Origin of the sequence: Erwinia billingiae Eb661 (genome assembly GCF_000196615.1) — a bacterium.
Taxonomy (GTDB): Bacteria; Pseudomonadota; Gammaproteobacteria; order Enterobacterales; family Enterobacteriaceae; genus Erwinia; species Erwinia billingiae.
Genome location: NC_014306.1, coordinates 1,310,049 through 1,331,549 on the forward strand (window position 1 = coordinate 1,310,049; position 21,501 = coordinate 1,331,549).

At 56.8% G+C, this 21,501-nt stretch carries 23 protein-coding genes; 6 read left to right on the top strand and 17 right to left on the bottom strand.

Annotation, left to right across the window (positions count from 1 at the left end; all coding sequences use genetic code 11):
- Positions 1 to 10: 10 nt before the first annotated feature.
- The 6 genes from EBC_RS07395 to EBC_RS07420 form a co-directional block, all read right to left on the bottom strand.
- The gene (locus EBC_RS07395; protein ID WP_013201171.1) at positions 11 to 1,243 is read right to left on the bottom strand and encodes a protein-disulfide reductase DsbD family protein; all 1,233 of its coding nucleotides are present in this window, start codon (positions 1,241 to 1,243) and stop codon (positions 11 to 13) included.
- Between the two features lie 42 nt (positions 1,244 to 1,285).
- Entirely contained in the window at positions 1,286 to 1,849 is a 564-nt protein-coding gene (locus tag EBC_RS07400; RefSeq protein ID WP_013201172.1) for a peroxiredoxin, read from the bottom strand.
- A gap of 175 nt (positions 1,850 to 2,024) precedes the next feature.
- Complete coding sequence (locus EBC_RS07405) at positions 2,025 to 3,344, bottom strand: MFS transporter (RefSeq protein WP_013201173.1); 1,320 nt, start codon at positions 3,342 to 3,344, stop codon at positions 2,025 to 2,027.
- The gene (locus EBC_RS07410) at positions 3,341 to 3,988 is read right to left on the bottom strand and encodes a DUF4286 family protein (RefSeq protein WP_013201174.1); all 648 of its coding nucleotides are present in this window, start codon (positions 3,986 to 3,988) and stop codon (positions 3,341 to 3,343) included. The genes EBC_RS07405 and EBC_RS07410 overlap by 4 nt, the downstream gene beginning before the upstream one ends.
- Before the next feature lie 59 nt (positions 3,989 to 4,047).
- Entirely contained in the window at positions 4,048 to 5,409 is a 1,362-nt protein-coding gene (locus EBC_RS07415) for an amidase (protein ID WP_013201175.1), read from the bottom strand.
- 42 nt (positions 5,410 to 5,451) lie between these two features.
- Positions 5,452 to 6,162 (bottom strand): DUF2848 domain-containing protein, encoded by a 711-nt coding sequence (locus tag EBC_RS07420; protein WP_013201176.1) that lies wholly within the window; start codon positions 6,160 to 6,162, stop codon positions 5,452 to 5,454.
- A 132-nt stretch (positions 6,163 to 6,294) separates the two neighbouring features.
- Between EBC_RS07420 and EBC_RS07425 the strand changes: the two genes are divergently transcribed.
- The 5 genes from EBC_RS07425 to EBC_RS07440 all read left to right on the top strand — a co-directional run bounded on the left by EBC_RS07425 (position 6,295) and on the right by EBC_RS07440 (position 9,588).
- Entirely contained in the window at positions 6,295 to 6,972 is a 678-nt protein-coding gene (locus tag EBC_RS07425) for a GntR family transcriptional regulator (protein ID WP_013201177.1), read from the top strand.
- A gap of 144 nt (positions 6,973 to 7,116) precedes the next feature.
- Positions 7,117 to 7,467, top strand: coding sequence for an anti-adapter protein IraP (iraP, locus tag EBC_RS07430; RefSeq protein WP_013201178.1), 351 nt, complete (start codon positions 7,117 to 7,119; stop codon positions 7,465 to 7,467).
- A 154-nt stretch (positions 7,468 to 7,621) separates the two neighbouring features.
- Entirely contained in the window at positions 7,622 to 7,786 is a 165-nt protein-coding gene (locus EBC_RS25705; protein ID WP_157868009.1) for a hypothetical protein, read from the top strand.
- 201 nt (positions 7,787 to 7,987) lie between these two features.
- Positions 7,988 to 8,638 carry a metal-binding protein ZinT gene (gene zinT / locus EBC_RS07435; protein ID WP_013201179.1) on the top strand — a complete coding sequence of 217 codons (651 nt, stop codon included), beginning with the start codon at positions 7,988 to 7,990 and terminating at the stop codon, positions 8,636 to 8,638.
- 563 nt (positions 8,639 to 9,201) lie between these two features.
- Positions 9,202 to 9,588 carry a RidA family protein gene (locus EBC_RS07440; RefSeq protein ID WP_049789585.1) on the top strand — a complete coding sequence of 129 codons (387 nt, stop codon included), beginning with the start codon at positions 9,202 to 9,204 and terminating at the stop codon, positions 9,586 to 9,588.
- Positions 9,589 to 9,670: 82 nt separating this feature from the next.
- Here EBC_RS07440 and EBC_RS07445 read toward each other — a convergent pair whose 3' ends face one another.
- The 10 genes from EBC_RS07445 to EBC_RS07490 all read right to left on the bottom strand — a co-directional run bounded on the left by EBC_RS07445 (position 9,671) and on the right by EBC_RS07490 (position 19,339).
- Positions 9,671 to 10,228 (bottom strand): flavin reductase family protein, encoded by a 558-nt coding sequence (locus tag EBC_RS07445; RefSeq protein WP_013201181.1) that lies wholly within the window; start codon positions 10,226 to 10,228, stop codon positions 9,671 to 9,673.
- 45 nt (positions 10,229 to 10,273) lie between these two features.
- A complete protein-coding gene (locus EBC_RS07450) occupies positions 10,274 to 11,281 on the bottom strand; it encodes an aldo/keto reductase (protein WP_013201182.1) in 1,008 nt (335 codons plus the stop codon).
- Between the two features lie 67 nt (positions 11,282 to 11,348).
- A complete protein-coding gene (locus EBC_RS07455) occupies positions 11,349 to 11,750 on the bottom strand; it encodes a RidA family protein (RefSeq protein ID WP_013201183.1) in 402 nt (133 codons plus the stop codon).
- 41 nt (positions 11,751 to 11,791) lie between these two features.
- Positions 11,792 to 12,733 (bottom strand): ABC transporter permease, encoded by a 942-nt coding sequence (locus EBC_RS07460; RefSeq protein WP_049789586.1) that lies wholly within the window; start codon positions 12,731 to 12,733, stop codon positions 11,792 to 11,794.
- Positions 12,715 to 13,812 carry an ABC transporter permease gene (locus EBC_RS07465; RefSeq protein WP_013201185.1) on the bottom strand — a complete coding sequence of 366 codons (1,098 nt, stop codon included), beginning with the start codon at positions 13,810 to 13,812 and terminating at the stop codon, positions 12,715 to 12,717. The genes EBC_RS07460 and EBC_RS07465 overlap by 19 nt, the downstream gene beginning before the upstream one ends.
- Positions 13,805 to 15,313, bottom strand: coding sequence for an ABC transporter ATP-binding protein (locus EBC_RS07470; protein ID WP_013201186.1), 1,509 nt, complete (start codon positions 15,311 to 15,313; stop codon positions 13,805 to 13,807). Before EBC_RS07470 ends, EBC_RS07465 begins: the two co-directional genes overlap by 8 nt.
- A 4-nt stretch (positions 15,314 to 15,317) precedes the next feature.
- Positions 15,318 to 16,283, bottom strand: a complete 966-nt coding sequence (locus EBC_RS07475; RefSeq protein WP_013201187.1) for a BMP family protein — start codon at positions 16,281 to 16,283, stop codon at positions 15,318 to 15,320.
- Between the two features lie 82 nt (positions 16,284 to 16,365).
- The gene (locus tag EBC_RS07480; protein WP_041691936.1) at positions 16,366 to 17,487 is read right to left on the bottom strand and encodes an LLM class flavin-dependent oxidoreductase; all 1,122 of its coding nucleotides are present in this window, start codon (positions 17,485 to 17,487) and stop codon (positions 16,366 to 16,368) included.
- On the bottom strand, positions 17,465 to 18,301 hold the full coding sequence (locus EBC_RS07485; RefSeq protein ID WP_013201189.1) for an alpha/beta fold hydrolase: 837 nt from the start codon (positions 18,299 to 18,301) through the stop codon (positions 17,465 to 17,467). Before EBC_RS07485 ends, EBC_RS07480 begins: the two co-directional genes overlap by 23 nt.
- 150 nt (positions 18,302 to 18,451) lie before the next feature.
- Positions 18,452 to 19,339 carry a LysR family transcriptional regulator gene (locus EBC_RS07490; protein WP_013201190.1) on the bottom strand — a complete coding sequence of 296 codons (888 nt, stop codon included), beginning with the start codon at positions 19,337 to 19,339 and terminating at the stop codon, positions 18,452 to 18,454.
- A gap of 187 nt (positions 19,340 to 19,526) precedes the next feature.
- Between EBC_RS07490 and EBC_RS26110 the strand changes: the two genes are divergently transcribed.
- Entirely contained in the window at positions 19,527 to 19,688 is a 162-nt protein-coding gene (locus tag EBC_RS26110; RefSeq protein ID WP_225309779.1) for a YnfU family zinc-binding protein, read from the top strand.
- Between the two features lie 381 nt (positions 19,689 to 20,069).
- On the opposite strand, the gene EBC_RS07500 is transcribed toward EBC_RS26110, so the two are convergent.
- The gene (locus EBC_RS07500; protein ID WP_041691937.1) at positions 20,070 to 21,317 is read right to left on the bottom strand and encodes a diguanylate cyclase domain-containing protein; all 1,248 of its coding nucleotides are present in this window, start codon (positions 21,315 to 21,317) and stop codon (positions 20,070 to 20,072) included.
- Between the last annotated feature and the right edge of the window lie 184 nt (positions 21,318 to 21,501).

A 21,501-nucleotide genomic window follows, 5' to 3' on the forward strand; every position in this document is an offset into this window, starting at 1 on the left:
CCTGCTTTGATCACGCTTTTTTGCCGCTCGCCTGATTAAGGGCATTCACCACGATCGACGGGGTCAATACCTGCGGCAACACCTTCGGTGCACTGCCATCAGCCGGATACACCACGTACAGCGGCAGACCGCCCTGGCCGAATTCGTTCATCGCATCATCAATGTCGGGGTTAAATTTCGTCGAGTCGGCAACCATATATACCGTGCCGGTGCGCAGCAACGCCTCTTTCACCGCCGTGGTGGAGAGCGTGGTGCGCTGGTTTACCTGACAAGTAATACACCAGGATGCGGTGAAGTCCACCATGATCGCTTTACCGTGCCCGCGCGTCTCGGCAACGGTTTGTGGCGACCATTTCACCTGGGTAACGGCTGCGGCGGTTTGTCCGTCAGGCAGCGGGGCGCCAGGCTGGATAATGCCGGTCACCGGCGCTATCACAGCCACCAGCAATGCGGCGGTAACGGCATACAGCAGCTTGTGCGATTTTTCACGAAAACGTCGTTTCTGCGCGATGCCGTAAAGCCAGCCGGCAAAACCGAGCAGCACCGAGCAGGCGAGGATCGTCGCCAGTGCGCCGGTACCGGCCTGTTGCGCCAGCACCCACACCAGCCAGGCGTAAGCACCGAACATCGGGAAGGCGAGGCCGTGTTTAAGCACATCCATCCACGCGCCAGGGCGAGGCAGGCGTTTTGCCAGCTGCGGGAACAGTGACACCAGCGTAAAGGGTGCGGCGAACCCCAACGCCAGCGAGAAAAATATCGCCAACGAGACGGCCGGCGGCTGCACCAGCGCATAGCCAATCGCACTGGCCATAAACGGCGCGGAGCATGGCGTGGCGACCACGATCGACAGCGCACCGGTCAGCGCCGAACGCACTAACGCACTGCGACCGACTTCGATTTCGCCCGCGCGCTGCAACGAAAGCCCGACTTCAAAGACGCCAAGAAGATTCAGCGCCGCACCCAAAATAATTAGCGCCAGGATGGCAATGACCAGCGGCGACTGGAGTTGAAAACCCCAGCCCACCGCATCACCGGTGGCCCGCGCCGCCAGCAGGATGCCCGCCAGCGCCATCATGGTGACGACCACGCCCGCCAGGAAGGCCAGTCCCTCGGCGCGTGCCGCCGACGAACTGCCCTGATGACGCAGCAAACCCAGCGCTTTCAGGGAGATCACCGGAAACACGCACGGCATAAAGTTGAGGATAATGCCGCCTAAAAAGGCGGACAAAATAGCAGTTAACATAACGGGCCTCAGCAGGCTAAAGGGTGACCGGCAAACTCAGGATCAGGAATGCGAAGCAGAGTATTGTTTCACCGCGTCCATGGCTTTCTGAATATGGGTATCCGGGTTGCGGTCGGTGAAGCTCAGCAGGATCTTGCCGTCTGGCGCGATGACATATGAGGTACGGTCAGAGACGGTTTTGCCTTTGATCTGCATGGTGGTCTGGTATTCGCTGGCCACTTTCGCGCCAGGGTCGGCAGCTACGGTGAATTTATCGCGGCATTCCAGTTTAGAGAATTCGCCAATCTGCTCGGTATTGCCGGCGGTCACGCCAACCACGCTGGCACCGAGCTTTTTAAAGCCATCGGTCGCTTCGGCAAAGTCATGAGCTTCAATGGTACAGCCTTTGCTGAAGGCCACCGGGAAGAAGTAAAGCACGACCGGGCCTTTTGCCAGCGCCTGCTGCAGCGAGAAGGTCAGCGGCTTGCCCGCCAGTGCGCCCTGAAGCTTAAAGTCCGGGGCCTGCGCGCCGACCGGCAGTGCGGCGTAAGCGTTGAGGGTAGGCATCGCGAGGCTCATAACAGCAGCGGCGGTCACAGAACAGAGAAGTTTTTTTGTACGGTTCATGTCGGGCTCCAACAGGTTTACAGGAAGTGCGTTAATAAACAGTTCGCTGTCACGCTGCGGAAAGTTTCGCGGAGGGAAAAATAAATCGCGGTTTTATGTATAAAAACAGGCGGAGGGGAACCTGCGCCGACGCAAGCCTGGCGCAAGTTCCGTTTTCAAGGGGCAGAACGCGGGGTTACAGCGGTTTTTTGGCCGTCTCTTTCGCCGCCAACACCGCCAGTAAGGTGACAATCAGCGCCACCGAGACATAACAGGATACCGCTAACGTGGTGCTGAACTCGGTAAACAGCGTGGTAATGATCAGCGGCGCGAAGCCGCCGCCAACAATTCCCGACAGCGTATAGGCTAACGAAGAGCCTGCGTAGCGCACGCGGGTCGGGAATTGCTCGGTAACAAACGCCGCCTGCGGGCCATACATGATGGCGTGAACCTGCAGGCCACCGATCACCGCCAGGCAGATCAATACCGGATGGGCGCTGTCGAGCAGCATAAAGAACACGAAGGACCAGACGATCGCCAGCACCGCGCCCATGATGTACACCGGGCGACGTCCCCACCGATCGGACAGCGCGCCAAACATCGGTACGGTGATGGCGTTGCCCAGCGCCCCAAGCATGGTCGCCATCAGCGCCACCGGACGCGGCAGGTGCAGCACGGTCGTGACGTAGGTCAGCGTAAACACCACCACCAGCGCATACAGCACATCTGAGCCGATGCGGGCGCCGCCCGCCACCAGCAGCGGACGCAGATGGTGAGTAAACACCTCTTTGACCGGCGTGTGGGTGGTATTTTTCGCTTTTTCTAACGCCAGGAAAGCGGGCGTTTCACCAACGCCACGGCGCAGCCATAAACCAAAAATCACCAGCAGCAGGCTGAGTACGAACGGAATACGCCAACCCCATTGCTGGAAGTCTTCTGGCGACAGGAACACCGTCACCAGCGTGATCAATCCGGTGCCAATCAGCGTGCCACAGGACGGTCCAACCTGAGCGAATGACGCGTTGCGGCCACGCTGTTCCGGTTTGCCATGCTCCATCGACAGCAACACCGCACCCGCCCATTCGCCGCCCAGTGCGATGCCCTGAATAAAGCGCAGGCTGACCAGCAGCAGCGGACTCCAGATCCCCCAACTAGCGTAGCCCGGCAGCAGGCCCATCAGCGCGGTGGTGACGCCCATGATCACCAGCGTGGTCACCAGCACGAACTTACGCCCCAGCACATCGCCCAAATGACCGAAGATCATGCCGCCAACCGGGCGCGAGACATAGCCGACCGCATAGGTTGAGAAGGCCAGAATGGTGCCCACCAGCGGGTCAAACGACGGGAAAAAGACGTGGTTGAAAATCAGCGCGGCCATGATGTTGTAGACGGTAAAGTCATACCATTCCAGCGCGGTGCCGATTGAACTGGCCGCCGCCAGACGACCGGTTTTGGGCGGCGTCTGTTCAGCGCTGGCAGTTTTTGGCCGCAGGGTATCAGTAGATGACACACTCATGATTTCACCTCCTGCGCGGTCAACTGCCAGCCGAGCGCGTAATGCATGACGTCATTGTGGCGAAGTGCCAGCGCATCACAGGCCTGGGACGCCAGCCTTTGCGAGGCTTCAGCGCTGCTGGATTCAATCAGCATCATCGGCAGAAGCTGCCGGTTGTCAGGGGATTCTTTCGGCAGCGGTGTGCTGAGCGTCGCGTCCGGCGTTAACAGGCTGGAATGAATGAAGCCAGGCTGCGCGAACAGCGTTTCACCCAGTTGGGCAATGTTGCTTTCCGCGATGCCCGCGGCCAGGGTCAAAATGGCGAGATGGCTGCCAGAGCCCAGGCCAACCTGGGCGCTGATGGTGCACACCCGGCGCATCGGCGACTGCATTTTTTGCAGACAGGCCTGCGACCAGGCCGTTTGTTGCGTGAAGGCCGCGTGATACGCCGGGGAGGTGAAGCTTTCCAGCGAGTCGGTTTTATACAGGCCAAGATATTTGCGTCCGCCTTGCAGCGACTGATAGCGCGTACCAGAGCGAAAACCTTCAATTCTTACGCGTTCTTCAACGTGTTCGCGATCGTACCAGTGGTTAAAATCCGCTTCATCCTGTGCGGCGACGTCGGTGGCGACAAAAAGCATGCCCTGATTTTTTGGAGAAGTCATCATTAGTCCTGCCGTTTTCAGTGTCATGGTGAGAAGAGGTGTTTGCGGTTATCTGTCTGTTATTGGTGTGCTTTAAGCACGGTCTCAATCGCCAGCGCCCAGCTCATCAGCGCGTCGTCCTGCATGGGTAACGCCGCGACCATTAAGCCGACCGGTGCCTGACCCTTTGCCGAACAAGGCAAAGAGACGGCGCAGCCATCAAGGAAGTTGATCACCGACGGATTGCGCAGTGCCGCGCCGTTGATGCGGAAATAGGCGTCCTCATCGGCTTCCAGATCGGCAATGCGCGGGGCAATAAACGGCACGGTGGGCATTAACAGCGCGTCGTACTGCTGAACGATGTGGCTGACGCGCGTTTGCCAGTCGGCGCGTTGTTCCACCAACCGCTGGCGATCGGCTTCCCCCAGGGCTTCACCGCGACGAATGCGCGAGACCACGCGCGGGTCATAACCTTCAGCGCGTTGCGCTATCAGCGGCTGGTGCCATTGCCAGGACTCCAGCGCGGTAAATCCCCCGCTGGCATTAATGGCGGAAAGCTCGGCGATTTCCGTCAGCGGAATGGCAGATACCTGTGCGCCCGCCTGCTTAATCGTCAGCACCGCCCGCTCAAACGCTGCGGCAACCTGGGTATCCAGGCCCTCCAGCACCCCCGTCTGAGGCACTGCAAAATGGGCGTCGGCAAGGTTTTTTACCGTCAGCGATAACGGCCGGTCAGCTATCACCGCATCGAGTGCGACGCAGCTTAAGACGTCGTGAGCCAGGGTGCCGACAGAGTCGAGTGACGCCGAAAGCGGCAGTACGCCGGCCATTGAAATTCGGCGTGCGGTGGGTTTGTAGCCGGTCAGACCGCAGAACGCTGCCGGAATACGCACCGATCCGCCGGTATCGCTGCCGATTGCCCCGAGAGACATGCCATCGCTGATCGACACGGCGGCACCGGAAGACGAGCCGCCAGGAATACGGCGTGCAGCGCGATCCCAGGGATTTGCCGGCGTACCGTAGTGCGGATTAATCCCGAGACCGGAATAGGCAAATTCGGTCATATTGGTTTTACCGACGATCACCGCACCGGCTTGCAGCAGCTTGTCGACAATCGTCGCATGGGATTCGGCGACGGGCGCATCCGCCAGCACGGTCGAGCCGCCGGTGGTGGCTTCACCCTGCAGGTCAAACAGGTCCTTGATCGACACCGGCACGCCATCCAGCGGCGAAAGCGCGTTGCCGGCGGCCCGGCGCAGAGCCGAGGCTTCAGCCTGCTCGCGTGCCCACTGCGCATATACCTGGATAAAGGCCCGCGAACCTTCACCTTCGCGAGCAGTCATCGCCGCCAGTGCCTGTTCAGTCAGCTGGACGCAGGTCACCGTACCAAGCTCCAGTTGTTCGATGGCCTGTTGCAGGCTTAAAGAGGGGTAAGAATTCATGGCGATACTCCCAGTTTTAAAGGGTGACGATCGGGGTCAGGCTCAGGCGATAACCGGTAATTCAAGGCTGTGATAGTCGTGGCAAATGCGGCGGCCCAACTGCTCATCAACCAGCTCCATACGGAATTCCGTTGCAGGACGAATGCCACCTATTGCCGCGACGGTGCCGCAGGTCATCCCCAGTCCTTCAGCCGGCACCTCACCATCAGGCAGATAGCGGCTTAGCAGGTCATCAGGTTTGCGCAGGCTGGCAAGCGTGCCTTCCTGATACAGGCGGAATTCGCCGTCTTCTTTTATCCAGGCGCGCAGGATCAGCTGGTCCCAGTGCCCGGCGACTTCAGTCATTCTCCAGGCCTGCGTCGCCACGGGCTTCACACACAGTTGTTTGGAGAGCGCCACGCTGTGCGATTCCAGCTCACGATCGGTATGATCGGAGGCCAGTGAGACAAACACCTCGCCGTGATGGGTGAAGATAAACACTTCCGCTTCGCCAGAGCTGGCGGCGCCAATCACTTCTACCGAATGACTTTGTGTCAGCTGGTTAGCGGCAACCCGATAGAAGAGGGGAACTGCACTCGGACGGGGCACGCCCAGCGCTTCCAGTTCACTAATATGGTGCGCGATAGCGTCAGGATCGCGTCCTGCCCATCCGGCGATCACCAACTTGTTGATGTCGACCGTCAGGCTTTCGGTGCGGTTTTTTGTATGATTATCAACACCATGAGCTGATGGCAGTGTGAAGGTAAGTTGCATCGGGAAACGCCTCTTTTGCTGATTGAATAGAAAACACAGTGAAATTTCACTATAACTTCATTTATCAAATAAGCGATTTCCGTGCCATGTTTTGTGTAGAATGTCTAAAAATCTTCTCAGCAGGCGCTGGATATGAAGACTGATGTCACAGAAACGGAGGAACGACCGGTGAGCGAACAGTCAGGGCTATCGTTAAACGAACAGGCGTATAGCCGTTTCAGGCAGGCGTTGGTCACCCTGGGTTACAAGCCAGGGGAATATCTGAATACCGCGCAGGTGATGAGCGACCTGGCGATGGGCAGGACGCCGGTGAATCAGGCCATCCACCGTTTGGCCAACGAAGGGCTGTTGCAGATTATTCCGCGCAAAGGGGTGATGGTTTCACCGCTGTCCGTGGATGACGCGTTAGAACTGATTGACGTCCGGCTGGCGAATGAAATGCTGTGTATGCGGCTGGCCAGTTCGCGTATTTCGGCTCAGGAACTGTCAGAACTCGACGCCATTAATCAGCAGATTGAAGCGGCCAGCGAGTGCCGCGATCGTGACGAGATGATGCTGCTGGATAACCAGTTTCACCAGCTGTTGGCCAGAATTTCCGGCAATAAGATGTTGATGGATATTCTTAGCGTGCTGCATGCGCAATCGCAGCGCTTCTGGGCCAGCTCGTTGTCGAAAGAAGGGCATATGCAGGAAGTGATTGAGGAACATCGGGCGATTATCAGCGCGCTGGCCGCACGGGACGGGCAGGCCGCCGCCGACGCGGCGGAAGTGCATATTTTGTCATTCCGCCATGCGCTGTTGCGCCGCTAACCGACTCACAATACCGCACCTGTTATCGATTGAAGCGGGCGCTCACCCGCTGCTTGCTTTATTCGCGGTATTAAATCTTCTCGCCCATCTTGAGTAAAGTTTCTACAGCGGTAAGATATCCTTCGTTTCCAGGGGGAACCTTCAATGAAAAACGTTATCTTTAGCATGCTCGCTAAAATTTCAAAAATGGATGCGGAATCCAAGCAGTTAACCGCACAGGTGGAAGCGCAGTCCTTACTGATCGGTGCATTGACGCTGACGGTGGGTAAAAACGGCGGTATGACCCGAATGGTGGAGAGCGTTAACAAAGCCATCAATTCGGTACTTGATTCGCAAGATGATGTGCTGAGATCCGATGCGGATATTTTGCTGAACGAATTCCGTAACCTGCTGGAAGTGACGCGTCTTATCGAACAGGCTGATGCCGAACTCGATCAGGAGGCGCTGGCCGCAGCGGGTGGTGATTCACTGGAGATCTTGCCCCAGCCGAAGTAGGGCCGCCTGAAGCGGCTTCAACCCGGGCCGTGATATGCCAACATCACCGGCCTGAGCTTATTTTTTCTTTCGCCCTGATGTGTGATGTCCGGCATCAATTGCGGGAATTCACCTCCTATAGTTAACACACCCATATGGGGTAACGGAGGTGAGTATGTCTGAACGTCCCGATGACCTTGAACCACTCCCAGATGATGCAGAGTTCCCTGTGGAGGAAGATGAAGATGAGGATGAAGCCGGATTACCATTAGGCACGGACGATGTAGAAAATCCCGTTGAAGATGATGATGAGCCTGTAGATCCACGAGAAGATATCTGATTTCTCTGACAAACCGCCAGAATGGCGTGCGCCATACCCGATACCGGGAGCCACGCCATCAGCGCGGTTTTTTTTCGTCCTGAATTCGCGCTGAATTGGCCTTGCTTTACGATCGCCAGAGGCGTTTTCAACACATCTTGTTGAGCTTTGATATGTTATATCATAACATTTAATCCTCTGTTACTTTTCGAGGATTCAATTTTGGCTGGTCACTTTGGAAAATTTGCTTTAGCTCTGGGTAGTCTTCTGGTCAGCGGACAGGCGCTGTCACATGGTCATCATTCGCACGGTACGCCGTTGACGGAGGTCGAGCAGAAGGCGGCTGACGGGGTGTTTGACGACAAAAACGTGAAGGATCGCAAGCTCGAAGATTGGGATGGCGTGTGGCAATCCGTTTATCCCCTGTTACTGAAAGGCGAACTGGATCCGGTTTTCAGGAAGAAAGCGGAAAAGGATAAGAGTAAAACCTTCGAGGATGTTAAAGCCTATTACCGCAAAGGCTATGCCACCAACATAGAGAGCATCGGCATCGAGAATGGCACCATGGAGTTCCACGTGGGCGAGCAGGTCAGCAGCTGTAAGTATGACTATGCCGGCTACAAAATCCTGAACTATGTCTCTGGTAAGAAGGGCGTCCGCTATCTGTTTGAATGTCATGATGCCAGCAGCAAAGCGCCGAAATTCGTGCAGTTCAGCGACCATATTATCGGTCCGCGTAAATCGTCCCATTTCCATATTTTTACCGGCAATACCTCCCAACAGGCGCTGTTGGCCGAAATGGACAGCTGGCCGACCTACTATCCGTTCCAGATGACGGACGAGCAGGTGGTTGACGAAATGCTGCATCACTAAGGCGATGACTGCCCCGGGCGGGGGGGTATTATCTGCGCCGTTTTACCCTCTATCAGGACGAAAAAAAGCCCACTCGAAGGTGGGCTTCTTCTCACTTGCCGGATAGTAGGAGTACCCAGCATGTTCGGGAATAGGGCGATAAGGCGACTACCATACAGTGATCTCATCAGATAGACAGCCTTGATCAAAGTTTAGTCAGCTTTAGGCCGGGCAGGGCAATAATTAATTAGTAAGCAGGCTAATAATAACGATAGCAAGAAGTGCTAAGAATCATCTTAAGGATTGCGGGATAATCTCTCTCGCCCCCTTCAAGAGCTAAGCCAATGCGAGTGCCGGAGATAAGCGCCGGATGGGGAGCAGTATTTAAAGAGGTCGCCTTTCGGCGGCCTTTTCTCGTTATAAAGCTCCGCTTTTCACCGACAAGGTCTGGGCAAGGTCAGATTAGCAATCATCTTCCTTTACAGCGCGTTGCCTTATCAGCAACGCCGCGTGGACGAAATGCGTCTACGGTAACCGGTTTCAATCTGCTAATGTTGATGTTCTTTTGTGCATTGGGGATCGTTATGACTGTCATAAATCCTGACGGGTTGAAGGCCAGAAGTTACTACAACCACATCAAAATCCGGCCCGGCACACCGGTGTTTCCTACCGGACAGGTCGCCTGGGATCAGGACGGCAGAATCGTTGGGGTGGGCGATATGCGGCAACAGGTTGAGCAGGTGTACGCCAATATCGACAGGTTACTGGCAGGATTAGGCGTCAGTCGCGATACCATTGTCCGAACCACTACCTATGTGACCAATCTGGCGCTGGTGGCCGAAATTCATCCGGTGCGTGAGCGCTTCTTCGCCGGGCTGGAATTGCCCGCCAGCACGCTGTTCAAGGTATCGGCACTCGCTGAGCCGGAACTGATGCTGGAAATCGATCTGGTTATTATGTTGCCGCTCTGAACAACGTCTTCTGCAACATCCTCCGCTCTGGCAACATGTTTCTGAACCGGTGACCGTGTGTCAGGGCGGTCACCAGCCGAGATCAGACTTCCGTCACCACCAGCTCGTTAAGATGATGGAAACGGCGATCCATATACAGCAGCGGCGCGGCATCGGCACGAGGATGGGTAACACCGGTCACTTCGCCAAGAAAAATACCATGGCTGTGCCAGTCAACAATCTTTGCCAGACGGCATTCAAACGACACCAGCGCTTCGGCACAGATCGGCGCGCCCTGCGCTGAAAAGCTCCAGTCACCGGTCTGAAAGCGCTCCGCCCGACGGCTGGAGTTGCTGAAAATATCCACCAGTGAAACGGCCTCTTTCGACAACACATTTACGCAGAAACGGCCTCCCTCCTGAATCATTGCAAACATCGACGCATTGCGGTTAACGCACACCAGCAAGGTTGGCGGCTCGGCACTGACCGAGGTTACGGCGGTGGCAATCATGCCGCTGTGCACACCGTCGTGATGAGTGGTGATCAGGCATACACCGGCTGGCAGCAGGCGCATCCCGCCGCGATACGCATCGGCAACATTGCCTGCCGCTTCGGTTACTGGCGGGATTATGCTGCCAGGGGCACTTCTGGACTCTGTCATGAACGAACCTTTAACAATCGGTAATGGGTTAAAATGTTATGCCTGTCACCTGCGAGTGACGCGACCTTCAATCGGGTGATGGCTGTCCACCGGACCGAGGCTGGAGCTTTTACCCGGCGAAACCAGCCGGTCGCAAAAGGCTTCATCTTCAGCCGTCCAGTCGCACGCCATCGCGGCGATACCGTCCTGCCACTGCTCAAACGTTCTCGGACCCAGTAGCGTGCTGGTCACGAGGCTGTTACGCATCACCCATGTCTGGGCAAGATGCGCGGGTTTACGTCCGGTCTGTTCGGCGTACGCCGCCAGCTCGCTCGCAGCCTGCAGCGACTCGGGCCGCCATTCCGCTTGCAACATGCGCGGGTCGCCTCGTCCGGCGCGGCTGCCCGCATCGGGTGCCTGATCCGGGCGATACTTGCCGGTCAGAATGCCGCGCGCCAGCGGACTGTAGCAAACTGTGCCGGTGCCAAAATACGCAGCAGAAGGCAGAATTTCTACTTCTGCTTCACGATTGACCAGGTTGTAAAGCGGTTGCGTAGCGACCGGCCCAGCGATGCCGGCCTGATGGGCCAGACGTACCGTTTCTGCCAGCCGCCAGGCTTTGAAATTGGATACGGCGAAATAACCGATTTTGCCCTCTCGGATCAAATCGGCGAAGGCCTGCACCATCTCTTCCAGCGGGGCACTGAAATCCGCTTTGTGCATATAGAGGATATCGATGTAATCGGTGCCCAGGCGGGTCAGTGACGCATGGGCCGCTTCGCGGATCCACTTACGTGACATGCCGCCCTGATTCGGGCCTTCGCCCATCGGATTACCGGCTTTAGTTGCCAGCACCCAGCGATCGCGTTCGGCGGCAATCGCCCGCCCCACCACGCGCTCTGACTCGCCTTTGTTATAGACGTCGGCAGTATCGATAAAATTGACTCCGCTGTCGCGTGCGGCGGCGATAATCTGCCGCGAGGTGGCCTCGTCGGTCACTCCGCCGAACATCATGGTGCCCAGGCAAATCTCTGAGACTTTTAGCCCACTGCGGCCCATATAACGGTATTGCATCTGGCAAATCCTCTTGGTTGCACTTGCGGAGCAGTAAGCTTAGCCGCTCCGCGAACGGCCCATGTCGTCAGGCTGGAATGATGGCGGTGGTAGCAATCTCAACCAGAAACTCAGGCCTGACCATTTCCAGCTTGACGCAAAAACGTGCCGGCAAAATAGCCGGGAAGTAGGTGACGTACAGTTCGTTGAATTTATGGTAGTCGTCCAGATTACGCAGGAAGATCTGATTCATCACCACGTGATCCATGCTGCTGCCGGCCGACTCTAACACCACTTTGATGCTGTCCAGTACCCGGCGCGTCTGTACTTCAATATCGCCTTCACCAACGATGCTGCCATCAATCGGATCGGTCGAGAGCATGCCCGCGACGGAAATATGGTTGCCCGACTTCACGCCCCAGTTAAGGTGATTGAGGCCGGTCGCAGTTTTGCCAATGATCCAACCTTCCGGATTTATTGCCTGATTCATCTCTGACTCCTGTTGGGGCTTCCGCCCACGGTGTTAAGTGATTAACGCCCCGATCCGCGGAGGAAAGGGCGACCTAAATCTGCCGGTGCCGCGCCCGCCCGACCCATCATGATCCAGGCAAACAGCGCGACCACAAACGGCATTGCCATTAACAGCGACGGCGCGATATCAATGCCCAGATATTGCCCCTGGAACTGCAGGGCCTCGAGCAGGCCGAGCACCACAGCGACGATCAGCACCCGCAGCGGCTTCCAGCGGGCAAAGATGGTGATGGCAATCGCCAGATAGCCGCGACCGGCGGTCATATCGTCGACGAAGATCCCGCCCGAGGCGACGATGCACAAATAGGCGCCACCCAGTCCCGCCATCAGGCCGGTGAACAACGCGGCAAAAAAGCGCAGGCGTAATACCGGGTGGCCGGCGGCATCGGTGGATAATGCATTTTCGCCCACCGCCCGCAGCAACAGTCCTGCGCGAGTAAAGCGGAACAATACCCACAGCGCGATGCCCACCAGCACCGCCAGATAGAACACCGGGCTTTGCGAGAACAGGGCGCGTCCCACCACCGGAATATCCGACAGCCAGGGCAGTTTTAACATCGAGACGGACCGCATTGAGCCGCTTGCCGGCGCACCGCTTAGCCATAGTTGCCGAATCAGTGATGTCGCGCCGATGGCCAACAAATTGAAGCCAATGCCCATCACAATCTGGTTGGCACGGGCAAAAACGGTGGCGAATGCCAGCACCGCTGCCGCCAGCAGTCCGCCCGCCATGCCAGCCAGCAGAGCGAGCATCGGCGAGCCGGTTACTGCCAGTCCCAGCGCCGAGGCAGACGCGCCAAACAGCATCAGACCTTCCAGCCCGATGGTGAACACGCCCGCCCGTTCAGAAACGGTTTCGCCCAGTGCGGCGAGCATCACCGGCACGCAGAGCCTCAGCCCACCGGCAAAAAACAGGGCCAGAGTTACAGCGTCGAATTCCATACCGGCCTCCCTTTCACCAACATCACGCCACTGATGGTCGCGAGGAAAATAATCGGCATGCCACCAAGCACATCCGCTAACGCCGCCGGGATCGAAAAGGTACTTTGCAGGGCCAGCGCGGCACTGTTGATCGCGCCAAAATAGAGCGAAACGATGATGGCGCCGAAGGGTTCAAGACCGGCGAGGAAAGAGACCGCCAGCCCTTCAAACCCCAAGCCGGAAGAGAAGCCGTCAATCAGACGGTACTGCACGCCCAGTACTTCAAATGCCCCGGCCAGTCCACTAATTGCACCTGAAATCGCCATACTGGAAATCACATTTTTTGCCGCAGACTGACCCTGAAACTGCACAAAGCGCGGGCTCTGGCCGCTGGCCCGCAGTTTTAAACCAAATGCGGTATGTTCCAGCATTACCCAGACGGCGAGGGCAATCATCAGGGCCAAGAACACGCCAGAGTGCAGACGTGTGCCGGCAATCACCTGTTCAAAAACGCCATCAGCCGGTAACTGCGCGGACATATTGAAGTTGGAATTCGCCGGACGCATCGGCCCTTGCACCAGATACTTGAGGGTATAAATAGCGATAAAATTCATCATCAGCGTCACGATGATTTCATCGATGCCACGCCAGACTTTCAGCACGGCGGGGATCAATCCCCACAACGCACCGCAAAGCGCACCACTGAGGATCGCCAGCGGCAGCAGGGCAGCGCCAATATCGCCGAAGGCGAGAAACGGCAACATCGCGCCGATGGCGCCCATTTGCAGCTGTCCTTCGCCACCCAGATTAAACATGCCGCCGCGAATGGCCACCAGCGCACCCAGCGCCACCAGCAGCCGCGGCGTCATAAACACCAGCGTATCGGACAGCGCGCGCACCGAGCCAAACGCGCCATCCCACACCACGCTGATGGCGGAATGTAGCGGCACGCCCATTGCGGCGATTAACCCCAGCCCGAGGATCGCCGATCCGATAAAGGCGCTGAGGGTGACCCATAAGGAACTGGCCGCGCTAAGCCTGGCGATAACGCGACGCAAAGATGCGCTGGATTCGGTCAGTGGATTGATTGATTCAGACATGTTCACCCCTTGCTGCTTGCGACGGCACGCCCTGACCCTGAGTCATCAGCGTGCCGATTCGCTCAATAGTCATCTCATCTCCCGCGACTTCGCCGGTAAAACGGCCGCCGTTCATCACCACGATGCGATCGGAAATGCGCAGTAATTCTTCAATATTGGAGGAGATAATCACCACGGTAGTGCTGGCATCTGCCGCTTCGGTGAGGCGGATTAACACCGCTTCTGCGGCGGCCATATCCAGCCCGCGCGTGGGCTGATAAACCACGATGATGGCCGCCGATTCCGCCATCGCCCGCGCTACCACGATCTTCTGCTGATTCCCCCCGGAAAGGGCGCGGGCAGGGCTAGTCGGCGAGTGGGTTCGAATATCGGATTGGGCGATCATTTCGCCGGCGCGCTGAGCAATGGCCGCATGGTTAAGCAGCCCCAGACGGCGGTACTGGCCCTGCATAATTTTCGGATAGAGCAAATTATGGCTAACCGGCAAATCCAGCGATAACCCTTCGTGATGGCGATCCTGTGGCACCAGCGCCACCGTCACCTCCTCGCCGCAGCGGGTGATCTCGCCACTCTCTGGCACTCGTTGGCCCGCCAGCAGTTCAAACAGTTCGGTTTGCCCGTTGCCTTCCACCCCGGCGATGCCAATCACTTCCTGCTGGCGTAGCGTCAGGTTGATATTGCTCAGTCCGGGCGAGCCACTGGCAGGACGTAAATTGACCCCGCTGACGTGCATCCGCTCAATGCCGGGCTGGCGTTGGCTGCCCAGCCGCGTGCCGCTGGCGACCGCACGGCCAACTATCTTTTCGACCAGCTCATCAGCACGACAGTCTTTAGTCATGCCCGTGCCGTTGGTTTTGCCGCGCCGGAGAATGGTGTAACGGTCGGCGTTAGCCAGCACTTCGTCGACATTGTGGGTCACCACCGCCACCGCCGTGCCTTTTTTACAGATACGCCGCACCGTGTCGTACAGCGCCACAATTTCAGCCGGGGTAAGGATAGTGGAGGGCTCATCCAGCAACAGCACGCGGGTGTCATTCACCAGCGCTTTCAGGATCTCGACGCGCTGCTGCAATGCCAGCGGTAGCTGCCCGACGATGGCGTGCGGATCGAGATCGACGCCATAGCCCTGCATAAAGGCGCGAATGTCCCCGTCCCGCCGCAGCGCTTTACGGCGTTCGCCCCTGGCAACCAGTGCCAGATTCTCGGCAACGGTAAACGGGCTGACCAGCTTGAAGTGCTGATGAACCATGCCGATGCCATTGGCTATCGCATCGGCAGGCTGGCGGTGGATCACCTGGCGTCCAGCCATAAGCACGCCACCTTCACTCGGTTCGTGCACGCCGTACAGAATATTCATCAAGGTCGACTTGCCGGCCCCGTTCTCGCCCAGGAGCGCGTGGATCTCGCCTGGATAAAAAGACATGCAGACCTTATTCAGCGCGACGAAACCGTTTGGGTAGCGCTTCGAGACGTGATCAAGTTCGATGACGGGGCTGGACATGCGGCTATTCCTCAATCTTAATCTTGCCAGCCTTCAGATCGTCAATCACCTTAAACACTTTCGTTTCAACGTCTTTGCCGACATGGGCAAACGGCGTTTTCAGCGACCACCCATTGGTGGCTAAATTCTCGGTGATAATGCGGTTGCCCAGCTGGTGGTCAGCAAAGTGCTTACCGATATCGGCATACGACTTGTCAAAGTTCATCACCGTGGAGGTCATGATCGCGTTCGGGAAGGATTTTGATTGATCGGTATAGGAGCCGATAGTCAGTACGCCTTCATCATCGGCCGCTTGCTGAATACCGGCATCGGCGGTATCTGCCGCTGGGATGATAAAGTCGGCGCCACGGGCGATGGTGCCGGTAGCAATTTCTTTTGCGCGGGCCACGTCAGTGAAGGAGCCGACATAGGCCGAGTCGACCTGGATTTTAGGGTTGACGTAAGCCGCCCCTTTTTTGATGAACTGCACGGTGCGTTCAGCCGACGGGATCGGTTCACCGCTAATCACCGCGATATGTCCGCTCTTACTGGCAGACGCGGCCAGCACACCGAGCACAAAGCCATATTCATCCCAGTCGACCGACCAGGCGGAGTAGTTCGGCAGGTTCGCCGTAGTGCTCTCGTAGGAATAGAGTACAAACTGGGTGCCGGGGAAGGCGGGGGCCACTTCCTTGATCGCCGCGGAATAGCCGGATGAGTGGGCTATAACCAGCTTCACGCCATCCGACGCTAGCTGACGCAGCACCGCAGGCGCGGATTCATAGGTGGTGTTTTCAAGATAGCTGGGGGCGAAACCGTCTTTGGTCGCCATGGATTTGAATGCGGAATAGCCGGCCATATCCCAAGAGCCCTGGCTGACGGTTTGGGTAAACAACGCGGCAACGCGCGGTTTGCTGTCATCTGCGTGCGCAACCGGGCCGTAACTTATTGCTGAGGAGACCGCAAAAGCCAACATCATTTTCATTTTCATAGCTCAACTCCTGGCGAGCCGCGAAGCGGCAAAGGTGATTCATAAGAGGCTGAGACAGGCCCAGCCTGAAGGTGACTACCGATCAACGCTTTACAGATTTTTGCCAGGCACGGGCGTTGGTATCGACGCCATGCAGCTCCAATACCTCCAGCACCTCGGTGCCGACCGTGCGCAGGTCATCGATGAAGTCCGGCACAATCACAGTGACGCCATCCAGCTGTGCCCCTTTAACAATCGCCGCCAGCTTGTTGCCGATCGTCTCCGGAGAGCCAACCAGTGCGGCGCGCGTCATCGAATTACGCTGCTCACCCTGCGAAACGAAACGCTGAGCCATGGTGTTTTGCTTGAAGCTTTTATCGCCGGAATATTCACGCGTCTGGTTATCCAGCGCGATGGTATCGACGCCGGCGTCATAGAAGGCCACCCGCTCCTGCGCTTCAGCATCGGTTGCGCCCGGAACGATGGTAAACAGCCCGTACGTTTTGAAGTCGGGTTTACCTTGCTGCGCCGCGAGCTCTTTGGCCCGCAGGCCGGTTTTAATAAAATCGTCGTGGTCTGAGCCGAGCATAAAACTGCCGGTGCAATGTTCGATGGTGAACAGGAAGCCCCGGTCGGAGGCGCCGGCGCAGATGATCGGTGGCGGGGAAACCGGTTTAGGGTTCGACATACAGTCGGTCAGTTGGTAGTGCTTACCCTGATGATCGACCCGATCTTCGGTCCACAGGCGTTTAAGCACCTCCAGCCATTCCGCCGCCAGCTCATAGCGTTCGCCATGATCCAGATCCATCCACAGCCCCATCTGCCCCTGATCGGTGGGATTGGATCCCGAAACGATATTCAGCGCAAAGCGCCCTTTAGAGATTTGATCGAGCACAGCGGTCATTTTGGCCACTACCGCCGGATGGAAAACCATGGTATGCACCGTTCCCCACACGCCAATTCGGCTGGTGGCCTGCGCCAGTCCCGCCATGGTGGTCAGGCTTTCCAGCGTGACGTCCCAGTGTTTAGACGGACCGCCGTAGCCGCGCCATTTCGCCATCGACAAGGCAAAATCAAATCCTAATTGCTCCGCCAGCACGGTGACGTCGCGGTTGTAATCATAGGTCGCCGGCAGTTGAGGGCTGTTGGTAGAGGTGATCCAGCCGCCGTTACCGACCGGGAGAAAGACGCCAAACTCAACGTTACGCGATTCGTGGTTGCTCATAAGCACCTCCGTTTGCCGGGCTGTGGATGGCTGCCACAAACCCAAACGTAATCTGGTTAAACAATGCGGGTTCCGTTTCAGACAGACTGTGTCCGCCCTGCGGGACGATTTTTAGTTCCGATCCGGCGATGCCCTCAGCCAGCAGGCGCGACTGGTAAGGTGGGGTCAGCACGTCATCCTGTGCGCAGAGCACCAGCGTCGGGATGGCGATCAGCGGCAAACAGGCGATAGCATCGTGCGCCATAATGGCGTCAATGCGGCTGAGCACCACCTCGCGCTGCGGAAATTTGGCGGCCGAGGCCAACAACGCTGGGGACAACACCTCGGCATTGGCTCTTACATGATCCGGTGGGTAAAGGAACAATGCGCTGCCATGTACATATTCTTCCACCGTGCTGCCCACAAGCAGCGCGCGGCGCATACGGAAACACCAGTTGAAATGCCGGTCCGACTTCGCCCAGCTGGCGTACATCACCATGCCGGCCAGCAGGTCAGGATGACGCGCGGCGAGGATCTGGCCGATGGCGCCACCCGTGGAATGGCCAATCAGGATCGGCCGTTCCAGCTTCAGTTCGCTAAGCAGACAAAACAGATCGTCGACCAGCGTTTCAATGCTGTATGGTCCGGCGGGATGTTCAGTCGTGCCAGACCCGCGCTGATCGTAGGTCAGAACGGTGAAGTCTTTGGCAAAAGCCGCAATCTGCGGCTGCCAGTAGGCCGCCGTTCCGCCCAATCCGGAGACAAAGACAATGGCCGGACCCGTGCCCTGAATTTCATAGTGGGTCAGTATCCCGTTAGTCATGATGCTCGGCATGGTTCTACCCTCGTTAGCGTCTTGCCTGACCAGGTCAGGTGCGTGAAGTCTTCGATGGCTAAATAAATATCACGCCCGCCGGGCGGTGATGTAATACCTAATGCAGCACGCCGCGTTGACTGTTTTAGAACGCCCGCCGGTTTGGCAGAATTAACCAATCTCTTTGCAGATATGCTTCAGAAACTGATGGGCAGCGAAGGAGAGAGAGCGATCGCGATGCACGCAGATTTCGATGGTGGCGGATTGCATCGCCTCGTTTTCAATGGGAATGGCGCGCAGCAGATTTTGCTGGATCTCTTTGGTGGCGATCTGTTCTGGGCCGATGGTTAAGGTTCTGCCCGCCATCGCCATTGCTTTGGTCAGCTCAAGATTATTGGTGTTCACAATCGATTGCGGATTCAGATGCAGGTTGCGAATATTTTTATCGAAGGTCTGACGCAGACCGAAGCTGGAGACGGGCAGGGCGATTGGCCAGGCGCAAATATCTTCCAGCGTCAGAGAATCATGGTCGGCTAGCGGGTGTTTCGGTGACACCAGGCACTGAATTGGTGCAGCGCAGCGTTTAATCACCTCGATGCCGGGTCGTTCACCCATGTTAAAAACGATGCCAATATCAATCTCATCGCGCATGATCGCTTCAATTGTCCGGTCGGAGGATTCGCTATATATGGAGAACTGAATGGCTGGGTAATTTTCATTAAATTCAGTCACTATGCGCGGTAATATCGCCTGAACCACCGCTTCAATCACCCATATTTTGACTTCCCCTTCGCGCAGGCCTTTTAAATTTTTAATCGACTCATGGATACGATCTAAATCCCGTACCATTTTTCGGGTAAAGCGTTCCAGCATCATGCCTGCGGGCGTCAGCCGGATACCGGTGTTGGTGCGCTCCAGCAGCATAACGCCGAGGCTGTGTTCGAGTAATGCGATCTGGCGACTGATGGCCGACGGGGCGACGTGCAAGCGATCGGCGGCGCGACGAATCGATCCGCTGGCCACTACCTCATTGAAATATTTATAAGTATTTAAATTCATACCAACCCCTGAAAGCAAAATGTTGCCGTAATGACGTTCAGGGCTGATGCAACATTGATACCAACGGGCGTTGCCAAACTGGCAGCACTAGCAAAGCAGGGCTTTCATGCAGAATGCGAGAACGAACAGAATAAAAAATAATCAGCGGTGGTATGATTAGGCCCATTCACCAAAAAGGTCGACGATAATGTCCTTCTTAAATCAGCTCATGGGCAGAATGACCAAAGGGACCTCTCAAACAAAATGCCCGGTTTGCGGTAAATCATCACAACAGTCATTCGCCAAAGTGAACCGTGAACAAACGCTACTTTGCCCGCACTGTAAATCCCTGTTCGTCGTCCATCCTTAAGGCCCAGCTGAGCTATACTTTAGCTACCCAATAATGGGTGAAGGAGGTCTTATGCTCACAGACCCGGAAGTCAAAAGGTGGGCCTCGTTGATGCTCACATCCGCCTTGCGCGGAGGCACGTGTAAAGAAACCATATGTCAGCAAATTGTTCTGTTGCGAACGCGTCATGGTACAGATGCACTGGAAGAGGTGTTAGAAGCAATGCTGTTGGAGGCGGGCCGTATCGGCACCTTGCACAGCGATGGCACCTTGTATGTCCAGGAGAGTGTTAACAAACCCGACCGACGCCCGCACTGATCTTTGCTATTTCAGTTAAATCTGCCGCCTTCCTGACGTGGATCTCACTATTTAACGGGGTCCAGTTCACGAAGGCGGCTTTTTTTATTCTGCGGGTGGCTCAAAAAACTGATAAGACCCGTCACCCCGGGCCTTCGCCTGGTACATGGCTTTATCGGCATTATCAAATAACACTTTGGCCGATGCGGTGCCAAACTGTGCGAGGCTGATGCCTATTGCCGCCCCGACCTGTACCTTGATGCCATTGATAGAAAAGGGCTCTATCAAACTGTCGATCAGGCGTTGGGCAATTGTCGACGCCACCTCGCGATTGCTGCACTTGGCTGCCACCACAAATTCGTCTCCGCCCATACGTGCTACCGAGTCGCCCGGTCGCATGCAGTGTTGTAGCCGCTCGCTGACCCGCTGCAGCAGGACATCTCCCGTCGCGTGCCCCATCGAGTCATTGACCGCCTTGAACCCATTCAAATCGATAAACAGCACCGTTGTCCAGGCCCGATCTTCGCCCTGCGAGAGCATGCAGCTAACCTGTTCGTTGATCCAGGCCCGATTGGGCAATCCGGTCAACGTATCGTGAGTCGCCAGCTTTTCGAGTTTCCGCATCCTTTCCTTATCACGCGTAATGTCGCGCGAAATCAGCACGGCGCCGATGTTTTTGCCTGAGGAAGGATCGCTGACGCTGCAGGCCTTGGTGCCCAGCGTCATGTAATGGCCATCGCGATGTAACTTGCGCACCTCAACCACGTCCGGCAATTCGCCGCCGTTGAAGAGGTGTTCCAATACTTCTGTGGCGGATGCGCGGTCGTCGGGATGCAGGAAGTCCACCACCCGCTGGCCGGTCATCTCATCGGCTGACCAGCCGATCATTTTGCTGTAAGAGGGCGAAATCGAAACGTACCTGCCGTCCGCGTCACAGTGGGCGATTAAATCCGTACTGTTTTCAATCAACAGACGATATTCCGCCGCGGTGCGCAGCGCGTCTTCCAGCGCTTTGCGCTGTGCGGTGATATCCAGAATAAAGCCGCTGTAACGCAGGCGAGGCACACCGGGTTGGCGATCCGGCAGGCCGGAGACAATCACCCGCCGCGTCGTTCCGTCCAGGCATTGGATAGGCACTTCGAGACTAAAAGGCTTCACACATTCCAACGCCGCAGCCAGTTGCAACGCGATCTTCGCATCATCATCTGCCTGTGCCAGCCTTAGCCAGGCACAAAGCGTGACGCCTTTCAGCGCAGGCATCAGGCCTGCGGGGCTTTCCTGACTGGCGATGCATAAGCCTTGGGCGTCCATGGACCAAACGGCGGAGAGGGTAGGTTTGATCACAGTGTTCATGATGGTTGGATCCGGTGTTTGCTGACGCGGGCCTGTCTGACAGCGGTTTCTACGATGCCATTTTGCCTGCAGAATTGAGCGGGAATTATCGATGACGCGTTCAGGTAAAGAAGGTTGTGACTGCGTATATCGGCCAATCGGCCCACAACCTTTAATGAAACCTTTATCAGGCTACGGGCGTGAT

Excerpts from the sequence above, each read along its gene's own strand:
- EBC_RS07395 (WP_013201171.1), bottom strand. The coding sequence starts at position 1,243 with ATGTTAACTGCTATTTTGTCCGCCTTTTTAGGCGGCATTATCCTCAAC.
- EBC_RS07400 (WP_013201172.1), bottom strand. The coding sequence starts at position 1,849 with ATGAACCGTACAAAAAAACTTCTCTGTTCTGTGACCGCCGCTGCTGTT.
- EBC_RS07405 (WP_013201173.1), bottom strand. The coding sequence starts at position 3,344 with ATGAGTGTGTCATCTACTGATACCCTGCGGCCAAAAACTGCCAGCGCT.
- EBC_RS07410 (WP_013201174.1), bottom strand. The coding sequence starts at position 3,988 with ATGACTTCTCCAAAAAATCAGGGCATGCTTTTTGTCGCCACCGACGTC.
- EBC_RS07415 (WP_013201175.1), bottom strand. The coding sequence starts at position 5,409 with ATGAATTCTTACCCCTCTTTAAGCCTGCAACAGGCCATCGAACAACTG.
- EBC_RS07420 (WP_013201176.1), bottom strand. The coding sequence starts at position 6,162 with ATGCAACTTACCTTCACACTGCCATCAGCTCATGGTGTTGATAATCAT.
- EBC_RS07425 (WP_013201177.1), top strand. The coding sequence starts at position 6,295 with ATGAAGACTGATGTCACAGAAACGGAGGAACGACCGGTGAGCGAACAG.
- iraP (WP_013201178.1), top strand. The coding sequence starts at position 7,117 with ATGAAAAACGTTATCTTTAGCATGCTCGCTAAAATTTCAAAAATGGAT.
- EBC_RS25705 (WP_157868009.1), top strand. The coding sequence starts at position 7,622 with ATGTCTGAACGTCCCGATGACCTTGAACCACTCCCAGATGATGCAGAG.
- EBC_RS07440 (WP_049789585.1), top strand. The coding sequence starts at position 9,202 with ATGACTGTCATAAATCCTGACGGGTTGAAGGCCAGAAGTTACTACAAC.
- EBC_RS07445 (WP_013201181.1), bottom strand. The coding sequence starts at position 10,228 with ATGACAGAGTCCAGAAGTGCCCCTGGCAGCATAATCCCGCCAGTAACC.
- EBC_RS07450 (WP_013201182.1), bottom strand. The coding sequence starts at position 11,281 with ATGCAATACCGTTATATGGGCCGCAGTGGGCTAAAAGTCTCAGAGATT.
- EBC_RS07455 (WP_013201183.1), bottom strand. The coding sequence starts at position 11,750 with ATGAATCAGGCAATAAATCCGGAAGGTTGGATCATTGGCAAAACTGCG.
- EBC_RS07460 (WP_049789586.1), bottom strand. The coding sequence starts at position 12,733 with ATGGAATTCGACGCTGTAACTCTGGCCCTGTTTTTTGCCGGTGGGCTG.
- EBC_RS07465 (WP_013201185.1), bottom strand. The coding sequence starts at position 13,812 with ATGTCTGAATCAATCAATCCACTGACCGAATCCAGCGCATCTTTGCGT.
- EBC_RS07470 (WP_013201186.1), bottom strand. The coding sequence starts at position 15,313 with ATGTCCAGCCCCGTCATCGAACTTGATCACGTCTCGAAGCGCTACCCA.
- EBC_RS07475 (WP_013201187.1), bottom strand. The coding sequence starts at position 16,283 with ATGAAAATGAAAATGATGTTGGCTTTTGCGGTCTCCTCAGCAATAAGT.
- EBC_RS07480 (WP_041691936.1), bottom strand. The coding sequence starts at position 17,487 with ATGAGCAACCACGAATCGCGTAACGTTGAGTTTGGCGTCTTTCTCCCG.
- EBC_RS07485 (WP_013201189.1), bottom strand. The coding sequence starts at position 18,301 with ATGCCGAGCATCATGACTAACGGGATACTGACCCACTATGAAATTCAG.
- EBC_RS07490 (WP_013201190.1), bottom strand. The coding sequence starts at position 19,339 with ATGAATTTAAATACTTATAAATATTTCAATGAGGTAGTGGCCAGCGGA.
- EBC_RS26110 (WP_225309779.1), top strand. The coding sequence starts at position 19,527 with ATGTCCTTCTTAAATCAGCTCATGGGCAGAATGACCAAAGGGACCTCT.
- EBC_RS07500 (WP_041691937.1), bottom strand. The coding sequence starts at position 21,317 with ATGAACACTGTGATCAAACCTACCCTCTCCGCCGTTTGGTCCATGGAC.